Origin of the sequence: Exiguobacterium sp. SL-10 (genome assembly GCF_004337025.1) — a bacterium.
In the GTDB taxonomy this organism is placed as follows: Bacteria; Bacillota; Bacilli; order Exiguobacteriales; family Exiguobacteriaceae; genus Exiguobacterium.
In genome coordinates, this window is the sequence record NZ_SJUP01000020.1 from 14876 (window position 1) to 28032 (window position 13157).

General features: G+C 51.2%; 10 protein-coding genes and 1 pseudogene. 10 read left to right on the top strand and 1 reads right to left on the bottom strand.

Annotated elements, in window-relative coordinates; translation table 11 throughout:
• Positions 1 to 17 precede the first annotated feature (17 nt).
• The 10 genes from EVJ33_RS14735 (at position 18) to EVJ33_RS14780 (ending at position 12855) form a co-directional block, all read left to right on the top strand.
• Positions 18 to 1202 (top strand): galactokinase, encoded by a 1185-nt coding sequence (locus tag EVJ33_RS14735; protein ID WP_131438271.1) that lies wholly within the window; start codon positions 18 to 20, stop codon positions 1200 to 1202.
• On the top strand, positions 1199 to 2206 hold the full coding sequence (gene galE / locus EVJ33_RS14740; protein ID WP_131438273.1) for a UDP-glucose 4-epimerase GalE: 1008 nt from the start codon (positions 1199 to 1201) through the stop codon (positions 2204 to 2206). The genes EVJ33_RS14735 and galE overlap by 4 nt, the downstream gene beginning before the upstream one ends.
• Positions 2203 to 3717 (top strand): UDP-glucose--hexose-1-phosphate uridylyltransferase, encoded by a 1515-nt coding sequence (locus EVJ33_RS14745; protein WP_131438275.1) that lies wholly within the window; start codon positions 2203 to 2205, stop codon positions 3715 to 3717. Before galE ends, EVJ33_RS14745 begins: the two co-directional genes overlap by 4 nt.
• 14 nt (positions 3718 to 3731) lie before the next feature.
• Entirely contained in the window at positions 3732 to 4703 is a 972-nt protein-coding gene (locus tag EVJ33_RS14750) for an aldose epimerase family protein (RefSeq protein WP_236634656.1), read from the top strand.
• Between the two features lie 332 nt (positions 4704 to 5035).
• A complete protein-coding gene (locus EVJ33_RS14755) occupies positions 5036 to 5854 on the top strand; it encodes a dynamin family protein (protein WP_161566940.1) in 819 nt (272 codons plus the stop codon).
• Complete coding sequence (locus EVJ33_RS14760) at positions 5847 to 8165, top strand: dynamin family protein (protein WP_131438281.1); 2319 nt, start codon at positions 5847 to 5849, stop codon at positions 8163 to 8165. The genes EVJ33_RS14755 and EVJ33_RS14760 overlap by 8 nt, the downstream gene beginning before the upstream one ends.
• Positions 8146 to 8667, top strand: coding sequence for a hypothetical protein (locus EVJ33_RS14765; RefSeq protein ID WP_131438283.1), 522 nt, complete (start codon positions 8146 to 8148; stop codon positions 8665 to 8667). Before EVJ33_RS14760 ends, EVJ33_RS14765 begins: the two co-directional genes overlap by 20 nt.
• A 14-nt stretch (positions 8668 to 8681) precedes the next feature.
• Positions 8682 to 11921: an ATP-binding protein gene (locus tag EVJ33_RS14770; RefSeq protein ID WP_131438285.1), complete on the top strand. Its 3240-nt coding sequence runs from the start codon at positions 8682 to 8684 to the stop codon at positions 11919 to 11921.
• Positions 11918 to 12469 (top strand): HNH/ENDO VII family nuclease, encoded by a 552-nt coding sequence (locus EVJ33_RS14775; RefSeq protein WP_131438287.1) that lies wholly within the window; start codon positions 11918 to 11920, stop codon positions 12467 to 12469. The genes EVJ33_RS14770 and EVJ33_RS14775 overlap by 4 nt, the downstream gene beginning before the upstream one ends.
• Positions 12466 to 12855 (top strand): SMI1/KNR4 family protein, encoded by a 390-nt coding sequence (locus EVJ33_RS14780; RefSeq protein ID WP_131438289.1) that lies wholly within the window; start codon positions 12466 to 12468, stop codon positions 12853 to 12855. Before EVJ33_RS14775 ends, EVJ33_RS14780 begins: the two co-directional genes overlap by 4 nt.
• 172 nt (positions 12856 to 13027) lie before the next feature.
• Here the strand turns inward: EVJ33_RS14780 and EVJ33_RS15680 are convergent.
• A pseudogene (locus EVJ33_RS15680) lies at positions 13028 to 13157 on the bottom strand (transposase); the annotation flags it as partial.

Genomic DNA, 13157 nt, shown 5'->3' on the forward strand with positions numbered 1-13157 from the left:
GAAAGGGATGGAGTCGTATGCTTTCATTTGATTCAGCACACCTGAACGAACAGTTCGAGACCGTGTTCTCGGCAAGACCCGAGCGAAGCTTCTTCGCACCGGGCCGCATCAACTTGATCGGCGAACACACCGATTACAACGGAGGCCACGTCTTCCCATGTGCCATCACGTTCGGCACGTACGGGCTCGTCCGGAAGCGTGAGGATGAACTGATCCGCGTCTACTCGCTCAATTTCGAGGACGTCGGCATCGTCACGTTCCCGGTGACAGATGGGACGTATGACGCACACCACGACTGGGCAAACTATGTCAAAGGCGTCGTCGCGCTGTTGCGCGCGGACGGGCATGTGGTCGGAGGATTCGATTTCCTTCTGGCCGGCAATATCCCGAACGGCGCCGGCTTGTCGTCATCGGCCTCGCTTGAACTCGTGACGGCGCTCATGATCAATGAGGTATACGGACTCGGTCTCAATCGGATTGACCTCGTCCATCTTGGACAGCGCGTCGAGAACGACTTCATCGGTGTCAACTCCGGCATCATGGACCAGTTCGCCATCGGCATGGGAAAGGCGGACCACGCCATCCTGCTCGATTGCGACACGCTTCATCACGACTACGCACCGATCAAGCTCGACGGCTATGACATCTTGATCATGAACACGAACAAACGCCGCGAACTGGCCGACTCGAAATATAATGAGCGCCGCACCGAGTGCGATACGGCACTTGGCCTGTTGCAGCAACATTTCGATGTCGCCTCGCTCGGCCAACTGTCGGTCGCGACGTTCGAGACGGTCGCGGACGAACTCCCGGAGACGCTCCGCAAGCGGGCGCGCCACGCCATCTCGGAGAACGAGCGGACGAAGCTCGCCTTCACCGCGCTAGAGGATGGACAGCTCGACGCGTTCGGTGAACTGATGAACGCCTCGCACGCCTCGCTCCGCGACGACTATGAAGTGACGGGCCGCGAGCTTGACACGCTCGTCGCCTCGACACAGAACTGTGACGGCGTCATCGGTGCCCGCATGACCGGGGCTGGCTTCGGAGGTTGCGCCATCGCCCTCGTCGACAAGGCGTCGACCGAAGAAGTGATGCGGACCGTCTCGCACGTATATGAGACAGAGATCGGCTATGCGCCGACATTTTATATCGCGTCCGTCGGGGACGGCGCACGTGAACTTGTAGAGGAGGAAGTGAAATGAGTGTACTCGTCGTCGGAGGGGCCGGTTATATCGGCTCCCATGCAGTCCGCGCCTTGCTTGCGCGCGGGGAAGACGTCATCGTGATCGACAACCTTCAGACCGGCCATATCGAGTCGGTACCGAAACAAGTCCGGTTCTATGAAGGGGATATCCGCGACCGTGCCTTCATGGACCAGACGTTCGCGAACGAGTCAATCACCGAGGTGCTCCATTTCGCCGCCAACTCGCTCGTCGGCGAGTCGATGGATGAGCCTTTGAAGTATTACGACAACAACGTCTTCGGGACACAAGTGTTGCTTGAGACGATGCGGAAACACTCCGTGAGCCGGATTGTGTTCTCCTCGACGGCCGCGACGTATGGCGACCAGGACGAGATGCCGATTCGCGAGACGGCCGAGACGAACCCGACGAACACGTACGGGGCGACGAAGCTCGCCATGGAGACGATGATGAAGTGGTGTGACCGCGCCTTCGGCATTCGTTTCGTCGCGCTTCGCTACTTCAACGTCGCCGGGGCCGACCCGACCGGTGAAATCGGTGAGGACCATATGCCGGAGACACACCTCATCCCGCTCGTGCTCGAAGTGGCGAACGGGAAGCGGGACGCGATCACCGTGTTCGGTGACGATTATCCGACTACGGACGGCACATGCATCCGCGATTACATTCACGTGCAAGACCTCGTCGACGCCCACGTGCGCGCGCTCGACTACTTGAAACAAGGCGGCGCGAGCGACGTGTTCAATCTCGGAACGGAGACAGGGCTATCGGTGCTCGAAATCATCGAGGCGGCCCGTCGTGTGACAGGACACACCATCCCCGTTCAAACCGGGCTGCGCCGCGCTGGAGACCCGGCCATGTTGATCGCGTCACCGGACAAGGCGAGACATGTGCTCGGTTGGATGCCCGAGCGGTCGACGGTCGATGTCATTTTGGCCGACGCCTGGAACTGGCATAAGCATCATCCGGAAGGCTATAAACATGTCGAAGGGGTGAGACGATGATCGAATCTACGATTGAAGCGCTCGTCGAGGCGGCGATCCGTGAGGAACTGATCACGGAGCAGGACCGCATCTACTCGCGGAACCGTGTCCTCGCGAAGCTCGGTCAGCTCGATTTCACGAAACCGACGTTCGTCCAGCGCGACTCGATTCCGAACTTGCTCGAGACGTTGACGGACCATGCGGTTGCAAACGGGCTCGTCGAGGATCTGTTGGAAGAGAAGGACCGGTTCATGTCCGAGGTCATGGACGTGTTCGTCTCGAAGCCTTCGGAAGTGACTCGGACGTTCAACGCGCTTCGTGCCACGGACGTCGAAGCGGCGACCGATTTCTTCTATAAGATGAGCCAGGCGTCGAACTATATCCAGACGAAACGGATCGCCAACAACATCACGTACAAGGCGCCGACCCGCTACGGCACGCTCGACATCACGATCAACTTATCGAAGCCGGAGAAGGACCCGCGTGAGATTGCGCTCGCCCGGCTGCAACCGGCACCAGCGACGAACTATCCGAAAGGATTGCTCGCGATTGAGAACGAGGGCTACGGCGGTCACTTGAAACACCCGGCCCGGGCCAATCATCGCATCATCCCGCTCACACTCGGCGGACAGGCGTGGTCGTTCCAATATTCGCCGTACCTCTACTACAACGAGCACTCGATTTTGTTGTCGAACGAAGTGCGCGACATGGTCATCGACCGGGGCGCATTCGAGCGTCTGCTCGACTTCGTGTCGCAGTTCCCGCACTACTTTGCCGGGTCGAACGCGGACTTGCCGATCGTCGGTGGATCGATTTTGACGCACGACCATTACCAGGCTGGCCGCTACCGGTTTGCGATGGACGACGCCAAGGTCGTCTCGACGTATCGCTCGGACCGTTACGACCAGGTCGAGATCGAGACGCTCTATTGGCCGCTCTCGGTTGTCCGGCTTCGTTCCCGTCATAAAGAGCAGCTCGTCATGTTGGCGAATCAGTTGCTCGGCCATTGGAAACAGTATGAAGAAGGGGACATCGTCCCGTATACAGGGGACGTGCGCCATAACACGGTGACACCGATCGCGCGCCGCCGTGACGGACGCTATGAGCTCGACCTCGTCCTTCGCAACAATCGGACGAGCGACGAGCATCCGGACGGCATCTTCCATCCGCACGGCGACGTCCATCACATCAAGCGTGAGAACATCGGCTTGATTGAAGTGATGGGACTCGCCGTCTTACCGGCCCGACTCAAGACCGAACTCGAACAAGTCGTCCGTTTTGTCGCGGGTGAGGATGTCGAAGTCGCGGATATGCACCGGGCTTGGGCGGACGAGTTGAAGGCGAAGCCAGGCGATGCGAAGACGATTGTCGACCAGGCTGTCGTCGACAAGTTCGTCAAAGGGCTCGAGGACGCAGGCGTGTTCAAACAGACGGTGGAAGGACAGGAACGTTTCACCGCGTTCATGAACGGATTCCTGAGCTACGTCGATAAAGTGGAGTACGGGGCGACGACTACGGGAATGAACAGGTAAACGAATCGAAGTAGGTGAGCCAGTTGAGAGAAGCAACGATTGAAAACAAGAATGGCATGCGGCTGTCGGCCATTTCATACGGTTGTGCCATGACCGAATTGACGGCACCGGACCGTGACGGCAACATGGACTCTGTCATCTTGAAGTACGGCAGTCCCGAACAATATCTCGAGAATCCGGTCTATCTCGGTTCCGTCGTCGGACGGATCGCCGGACGGATCCGCAACGCGGAGATTGATGGGGTGGCCTTGACCCCAAGCGAGGACCCGCATCATATCCATGGCGGAGACGAAGGCATCACGGCCCGGCATTGGGACATGGATGTCGAAGGACAAGCGATCACGTTCACATATGTCAGTCCAGACGGGGAGGAAGGCTATCCCGGCAACGTCACGTTCAAAGTCTTGTATGAGCTGACGGACGACAATGAGCTCGTCGTCACGATGACGGCTGCGACGGATAAACGGACGTGGGTCAACTTGAACCATCACAACTATTTCAATCTCGGCGGTCGACCGACGATTCATGATCATGTGTTGACGTTGCCTGCTGAGCATGTCGCCAAACTCGATGGCGAGTCGTTGCCGACGGGGGAGTTGTTGCAGGTGGCTTTGACCCCATTCGACTTCCGCGACGGGAAGCCAGTCGGAGAGGCGATTTCATCGAATGATGAAGCGATTGCGAAAGCCGGAGGGTTGGATCATCCGTTCATCTTAAAGGGTGGGGTGACGAGACTGCATGACCCGGTGAGCGGACGCGTCATGGACGTGGAGACGAATCAACCGGTCATGGTCGTCTATACGGGCAACTTCCTCAGTGAAGAGACGCCGATCACGCTCGAGGGACGGCAGAAGCATAGTGCCATCTGTCTAGAAGCCCAAGCACTGCCGGACGCACCGAATCACCCAGACATCGCCACATCGATTGAACTGAAACCCGAGGAGTTGTATCATTCGCGGACGGTGTATCGGTTTAGGGTGGAGTAAAAGAGAAGAGCCTTCGTACGGCAATTTGTATGCCGATACGAAGGTTTTTTTGTAGATTTTAATCAGGAATGAATACTATGAACTCTTTTGTAGTACTTGGTGAAATGATAAATATTTGACGACTATATCGCTATAATTAAATTCCATTTCAAAAGATGCTTTCTACATTTTTATTCTTTCCTTTTCAACCTTGTCAGAAAAAGAGCATACCTTGTCATACACATCCAGATATAATTAAATCATGGAATAGGAAGCTCATTTTTCTAAAATAAGGATAATTAAAACTTTTGATGTTACAATAAATGGGTCAACAAAGCCGTTTGGAGGGGATTATGAATTTAATAAAAGAGAAAAAAAGGATTCTAGTTACTGCCACCATGAGTGCAGGTAAATCGACACTCGTTAACGCTTTGATTGGTCAGCGCGTGATGATGACACGAAATGAATCGTGTACGTCAAAGCCGTGGGTCATTACGGAAGACTCTGGTGCGGACGGACTATATGCGAAGCACCATCAATTCAAAATAAAATTCAAACAAAACGTCGCGGAAACGCTTCATCATGCAGAAAACTTATCCTTACAACTGTTCACACCGATGTTTCGGCTCGTTAGTCGTCATAGCTGGGAACTAATCGATACGCCTGGAGTGAACTCGACTTCGGATAAAGATCATCAGGAAGTCACGGAAGCATATATTCGGCACGGACAATACGATGTCTTGCTGTATGTATTAAACGGAAGTCATCTTGGAACGCGTGACGATTTAGCACATTTACGCTTCGTCCAAAATCATGTGCCGCATGATAAAGTGATTTTCGTTATCAACAAGGTTGATCAGTTTAGAAACGGACAAGACTCGATTGCAACCAGTTTGGTGACGATGGAGCAACAACTTAAAGAGTTGGGGTTTACATACCCGATTATTCAACCAATCTCTGCTCATGCTGGGTACTTGATGAAGTGTAAGCTCCAAGAGCACGATTTATCGGAAGACGAACTAGACGAACTCCGGCTGTACGAACGGAAGTTCACACGACCGGAGTTTGATTTATCGACAAACCGAACGGCTGGTTCTTTCAACTTGTTAAATCAGTGCGGACTATATGAATTAGAACAATTAATTGAACGAAAGGACGTTACATATGAGTAAAGTATACCTGGAATACAATCCATTTAAATTAGAAACGATTATTTTAATCGAAGGGGAGGCCGTTCGCGAGAATAGTGTACTCAACGTCGGCAACAAGCGACTTCAAGAATGGGTCGATCAGTTACCGATTTATTTGTATGAAGAGTGCAATGAAAATGAATTCGAACTCGAGTTCATGGGGACGAGCATGGACTTCGAGGACGTCGAAGAAGTAGTCGCGAAGGCGAGACAAAAAGATATTCGGATTCACCTGACACATATCCCGGTGCGGGAACTGGACCATATGGAACAACGGATTGAAGAACTTTTCCATGAAATCGTGCGAGGTCCAATTGAAGAGTTGAAAACTGAGGACCTGAAATCGACATTTGAACAAGCGCTCAATGACGAGTTTGAAATCACGGTCGTCGCAACGATGAGCGCCGGAAAATCGACGCTGATTAACGCTCTGCTTCAACAGAAAATCATGCCATCGAGTCAAGAAGCGTGTACTGCGACGATTTCGCGAATCAAAGATATCGATCAACCAACGTTTACCGCTATTCCTCATCCGACGTTTGGTGAGCCGCTCGATTCGATTAAAGATGTGAGCCTAGAGGAGATGACACGTCTCAACAATGACGAGAGTATCTCGATGATTGAACTGCACGGCGACATTCCGTTCACCGATGCGAAAGAAACTTCACTCGTTTTGATTGACACACCGGGACCGAACAACTCGCGTGACGAAAATCACTTGAAGATGACGTACAAGAACTTATCAGAATCGTCGAAGACGCTCGTACTGTACATTTTGAACGCGACGCAGCTCGGGGTCGATGATGACTCGAGGCTGCTCGACATGGTTGCGGAGAGCATGAAAGTCGGCGGGAAACAGTCGAAGGACCGGTATTTGTTCGTCGTCAACAAACTCGACCAGTTCAGAAAAGGTGAGGACGATGTCGAAGTCTCTTTAAGTAAAGTACGCAAGTATTTGGCGAACCGAGGCATCCACGACCCGAATATCTTCCCGGCCGCAGCGCTGCCGGCACTTGATATCCGCCAACTTATGAACCGGGCAGATGAGGTCGATGAAGACTTAGAGTTCGAAATCTCCGTCATGACAAGAAAACTGAACCATAACGAACAGCTTCATTTAGAACGCTACGCGACATTGACGCCGAGCATTCGCAATAAGATGAACCAACGACTCAAAGAAGTCGAAAACGGCGACATCTACAATAAAGACAGCGCACTCGTCCATAGTGGGATCCCAGCAATCGAAGAGACAATCAAACTATACGTTGACAAGTATGCACGGACGGCCAAAGTGAAAAACGTCGTCGACACGTTCCAACAGAAACTCGAGAGCTCGCTCGCATTCGAAAAGATGAAGGAATCGATTGCGAAGCAGACAGATCAGCACACCGCCATCCAATCACAAATCACTACGTTGACAGAGAAAATCCAGCACGGGAACGAATCGAAAGCGTTCAAGAAAAAGATTGAAGCGATCAATCCGGTGCTGCAGATTCGAGCAGAAGGCAAAAAAATTCTCCGTGAACAAAATCAGCAAATCGCGGATGTGCTTGCCGGGAAACAGACGACAAAGTTTGAGATGGAAGAAGCCGAGGCGTTTGCGGAAGAGTTGTTAGCGACGGCGCAAACTAGTTTCACGAACTTGCACGCCAATTTAGAGCTGATTATCGAGAAATATTTGAACCGGGCTGCGTTTGATTTATTGAAAGGATACCGCGAAAAAATCGTACGCTTGATGGACGGGATGGCAATGGAAGGGATGGAATTTGAACCGTACGAGCTCGTCCAAGGCAATCTCGAGTTCAACAAACATTCGATTCAACAAGTCGTCATCAAAGAAACTGTAAAAGTCGGGGAAGAGACGTATAAAAACCCTGAGCGAGAAGGGATTATCGGGTTCTTTAAATTTTTTGAGCCACGGACGTTAGTGCGTGATGTCTACGAAGAGAAACAGTATATCGACGGGCAATCACTAGTCGATTTATTTATTACAGACGTAGAAATCAGCACACGCAAATCGATCGATTTGATTTGTGACGAGGCGGGTCAGATTGCTGAGCAGATTAAAGCGAACTATGGCAAGAAGTTTGAGGAAGTCGACCGCTTGCTCGTAAAAAAACTTCAAGAGTTGAACCGGTTCACCGAGAATGCGAAAAACATCGAATCGTTACTTGAAGAGTCATATCAAAACCTGATCTGGCTAAACGAGATGGAAACGAAAATCAAGGCCATCATCGAGCTAGAAGCAATCAAATTTGAGGAGGAACCGTCCGTTGATTACACAACCATTTAAACAAGCCGTCAATCAAAAAGACTTAGACCGAGTCAAAATCATGTTGAGAAACAGCTTATCTAACGATTTGACATTCCAATCATTCCAAGAAATGTTGACGTATGCGCTGAACCAGTTTCCAAACTTGATTGAACCGCATGACGGGACAGAGTTCCCGACCGCTTCAGTCTGGACGAAAACATATGCGAGTGAAGTCCGGGATGATTTAATGGACAACTTTTCGGCTGAACGCATCGCTCACATTAAAGAAGTGCATGAGCACGTCTATGCCAAAGAACGCCATGAGCAGTTGAACCCAACTGCCGCGACGACGAACGAGACGAAACGGACGACGCTTTCTGTGAACGTCGTTTCGTTGATCACAACGCTAGGGGTGGCGGTTGCTTCGGTTTTAGTCGGTGTCCTCATGGATCTATCGATTGTCACGCTTGCGACGACTGCCGTGGTCGCGTCTATCGTCGTCGGAGGCGTCACGTATTACCTCGTCAAAAAATCTAAGTAAGGGATGATCCGATTATGCGTGAAGTTCAAGTGTTAGAACCGTCTTCGCTCCAACTGAAAGTGCGCTCGTTTGAGGACCAGATGGGGTTTGCATTAGAAATGGTCGACGATGTCGTGTTGAAACAATATATTACTAAGCTCGAGGAAATGGATGTCATTCCGCTCGATCCGCAACAAGTCGACCGCAACATCGCGAAAAATGTGCGGATGTTCAAAATCAATGAGATCGTGTACGCAAAAGATGAGGACGCGACTTACAAGTTGGCGGGTGTCTTCAGTGCAGTCTCCGTACATGATTGTTCTGTCTTCGTATTGATCGATAGTGACGGGACGACGGTAGATTTTTATATGGGGATTCGTTCTCTCGATGAATCGAACAGCACGAAAACGACGTTTGATACGTTACGTAACGCGATGAACGGACATTTCCCGGGTATTCAAACGGAGAACTTGAATCGGGATCGAATTGAGTCGCTCTTAGTCGAGAACAATCATCGTTCGGTCTCCATTGTGACAGGTGTGGCTGATTATAAGGCCGAGGCCCATCAGTCGAACGCATCGTTCATTCAAGGATTAGAGAAGTTGGCATTGACGATGCAAGGCGAGGCGTTCACAGGAGTCATCTTGGCCAACCCGACGTCGCGAGCGCAATTGCTCGCCATGCGCAAAGAGTATGAAAACATTTACTCGAGCCTTGCTCCGTTTGCCAGTACACAACTTTCATATGGAATCAATGACTCCTTAAATCAGACGCAGACGTTCACGCAAGGAACTTCTCAAGCGAGAACATACACGACGAATGAATCGAACACGGAGACCGAGGGCAGTAGTGAGTCTACGAACCAATCGGTCGCCATTTCCCGAAACACACTTGGCTCCCTTGCTGGTAAAGGTGCAGGCACTGCATTAACAGTTGCTGGTGGCGTAATTGGCAGCGTTGTGCCAGTCGTGGGTACTGCGGCAGGAATGTTAGTCGGAGGAGCGATTGGCGCGGCAGTCGGTGCAGCGACTCATGCCACAAAATCAACTACAACCGGCTCAAGCACAACTCAAAACCAAAGCACATCCCGGACATCCGGTTCTTCCAACTCAACTAGTGACACGACGAACGAAAGCAGTTCTGATGCGAAAGGAATCACACGAGGAAATTCAGAAACAATTCAATTGACGCATCATAACAAGACGCTTCAAAACTACCTCCAACGGATTGACCGCCAGCTCGAACGACTTGAGGAATGTGAAAATCTCGGGATGTGGGAATGCTCGGCCTATTTCATGTCCGAGAACACGTATGCGTCCGATGTTGCGGCGGCCACGTATAAGGCCCTCATGCAAGGGGAGAAGACGGGTCTTGAAATTGCGGCACTCAACAGTTGGTCGGAACGCGATAGTCAGACGTGTCATATCCAAGACTATGTCCGCCAATTCATGCATCCTGTTTTCCGTTACGTGAAAGAAGAAGTACAGCTCCCAATCTATCCGACGTCACTCGTAAGTGGGCGTGAATTGGCAATTCATATGGGATTGCCGCGTCGCTCGGTCAGTGGTTTCCCGGTCATGGAACATGTCGATTTTGCACCAGAAGTTGTGACACGGGAGCCTGAATCTAACCGCTTTATCAACTTGGGGGCAATCTATCATTACGGCCAGTCCCGGCCGAACCGTGTGAAGCTGAACCTTGAAAGTTTGAACATGCATACGCTCATCACGGGCTCGACCGGTTCGGGTAAATCGAACACGATTTATGAACTGCTCAGCCAGATTGAGATGCAAGGCATTCGTTTTATGGTCATCGAACCGGCGAAAGGGGAATACAAGCATGTCTTTGGCCACGCGTCAAACGTCCATGTCTTCGGTACGAACCCGCGTAAGAGTAACTTATTGCGGATCAACCCGTTCCGTTTCCCTGAAGATGTCCATGTGCTTGAACATATCGATCGTCTCGTCGACATCTTTAATGTCTGTTGGCCGATGTATGCTGCCATGCCGGCGCTCCTTAAAGAAGCGATGCTCCACACGTATGAGGCGTGCGGATGGGACCTGATGACATCCGTGTCAGCACAAGAAACCGCCTATCCGACGTTCTTGGACTTGCAGGAGAGCTTGACGACGGTTATTGAGCAAACCGCCTATGATCAAGAGACAAAAGGGAACTATGTCGGGTCTCTTTTGACGCGAGTCAAATCACTGACAAACGGGATTAACGGTCAAATCTTCTGCGACGGTGAATTGGACAATGAACTGTTATTCGATACAAACGTTATTGTCGATTTGAGTCGTGTCGGCTCGGCCGAAACGAAATCGTTTATTATGGGTATCTTGGTGATGCGTTTGAATGAACATCGGATGACGCATGCGGCGACGCTCAACTCACCGCTTCGTCACGTGACTGTGTTGGAAGAAGCCCATCATCTTTTGAAACGGACATCTATGGAACAGTCGGCCGAAGGTTCGAACTTAGCCGGCAAGTCTGTCGAGATGTTGTCAAATGCAATTGCCGAGATGCGGACATACGGAGAAGGGTTCATTATCGTCGATCAATCACCGAACATGTTGGATTTGTCGGCAATCCGTAACACGAACACGAAAATCATTTTGCGTTTGCCGGATGAATCGGATCGTCAACTCGTCGGGAAGGCCGCCGGACTGACAGAAGAGCAGTTGAATGAAGTGACTCGTCTTCCGAAAGGCGTCGCTGCCATCTACCAAAACGAGTGGCTCAGTCCCGTACTGTGTCACGTCAATCGATTTGAAGGGGTTGAACGTCCGTATGAGTTCGCCGGTTCTTCGGCTCGACCCGTCGATTTACGGAATGCGCGAACCGTATGGATTGAGCACTTGTTGAGCGACCGTGTCCGAGTCGGCAAAGCACACGATGAAGAAACGTTACGATACGCGCTCGCGGCGATGTCATTGGCGACTTCGACGAAGAGCGCCTTGGCTGCTTTGATTGAACGACCAGACGCGAAAGCATTGTTGTCAACGGTCGAACAATTCCCGCAGCTCGCTGCACTTATTACTCGTCTATTTGATTCTGCGAAATTGACAGAATCTCTTCAAAATAAACTGTTAAATCCCGAAAAGGTGCATCGCGAGTTACAAGAGGCAATCCGCCAGCAGACAAGCAGTCTCGATCAAGAGCATACCCAAGCAGTCATCCATAGTCTATTACGCCATCAGGCGACAAACGATGCGCGGCAACTCGAGTTGTACGAGGCATGGGTTGAAGCGGTACGAGGAGGGGAAATCCGATGATCGAATCATTCAAGGTCATTGAACAAGTCATGGAGAAGGCCCTAGAAAAGGTGGTTCCAAAAGAACTGGGAACATCCAAGTTAGAAAGTCTTGATCAACCGCTCCAGACGAATGATTTCAAGGACGGGGAGAAGTCGTATCGTTCGCTTGATCAAAGTTTAGAAAACGTATCAGATGGAGAACGAGAAATTTATGAAAAAGCGAACTTGGAACCGCAAGAAGTAAACGAGAGAGAGTGCCTTACGCGTACGGACATCAATCCAGATGAGGTCGATGGTCGTGGCCGAACGAACCTTGAGCGAATGCAGGACGGAAAACCGCCGCTTGTCGATGGTCAGTCCATCGACCTTCACCATATCGGCCAAAAGCATGACGCGCCGTTGGCCGAATTGACTCAGCAGGAACATCGAGGTCCCGGCAACTCGTCAATTCTTCATGACAAGGTCGGCGAGTCTGAAATCAATCGATACGAATTTAAAAAAGAGCGTGAAGAACATTGGAAAGCGAGAGCTGAAATCATTCTTTCAGAAAGAGGGGGTACAGAATGAACTTTTTAGATACCATTCGTGAGAGCGACGCCGAAACGTTCACTGGTGTTGGTGAGCAGGAGGTTATTCAGGCGGAGACAGAACTAGGGATGAAATTCCCTGAAACATACCGGGCGATTCTTCGTGAGTTCGGCTCAGTAGAGATTGATTCGGATGAAATTTTCGGGCTTGGCGTGGAGGGCTACTTAAACGTCGTCGAAACGACATTGAAGGAGCGTGAGATGGCTGAAGGGAAACTTGACCACTACATCGTCTTGCAAAATATCGGTATCGAAGGAATTCTCATCGTCGTCGATGAGCAAGACCGTGTGTACGAGTATCGTTTGGGCGAATTCCGAGATATGTTGAGCTCGACTGCCGATTATGTGACTAGTTTGTTAGGATGAAAGTTATTGAGGAACTATAAAACGCAGGTCGACATCATGTCGACCTCAGGCTGTTGACGAACCCATTCGCTTTTGGCGAATGGGTTCGTCTTTTTTTGTGTTCAACGCGCTCGAGGCGCTCTGCCCGACATAAAATTGAATAAATGCTATGTAGACGGTCGTTTTCGGCCAACAAGTTGGCCAGTTTCTTCATATTTTGTGCGGTCGCTGCCACCAGGTTGGCGCGGTCCACCGCCTCTTTCCCCCGGTAGAACGTGAAGCGGAGACCGTGGAGCTCCTTCCCGTCGGCGAACGAGCGCTCC

Excerpts from the sequence above, each read along its gene's own strand:
- EVJ33_RS14780 (WP_131438289.1), top strand. The coding sequence starts at position 12,466 with ATGAACTTTTTAGATACCATTCGTGAGAGCGACGCCGAAACGTTCACT.
- EVJ33_RS14770 (WP_131438285.1), top strand. The coding sequence starts at position 8,682 with ATGCGTGAAGTTCAAGTGTTAGAACCGTCTTCGCTCCAACTGAAAGTG.
- EVJ33_RS14760 (WP_131438281.1), top strand. The coding sequence starts at position 5,847 with ATGAGTAAAGTATACCTGGAATACAATCCATTTAAATTAGAAACGATT.
- EVJ33_RS14735 (WP_131438271.1), top strand. The coding sequence starts at position 18 with ATGCTTTCATTTGATTCAGCACACCTGAACGAACAGTTCGAGACCGTG.
- EVJ33_RS14745 (WP_131438275.1), top strand. The coding sequence starts at position 2,203 with ATGATCGAATCTACGATTGAAGCGCTCGTCGAGGCGGCGATCCGTGAG.
- EVJ33_RS14775 (WP_131438287.1), top strand. The coding sequence starts at position 11,918 with ATGATCGAATCATTCAAGGTCATTGAACAAGTCATGGAGAAGGCCCTA.
- galE (WP_131438273.1), top strand. The coding sequence starts at position 1,199 with ATGAGTGTACTCGTCGTCGGAGGGGCCGGTTATATCGGCTCCCATGCA.
- EVJ33_RS14755 (WP_161566940.1), top strand. The coding sequence starts at position 5,036 with ATGAATTTAATAAAAGAGAAAAAAAGGATTCTAGTTACTGCCACCATG.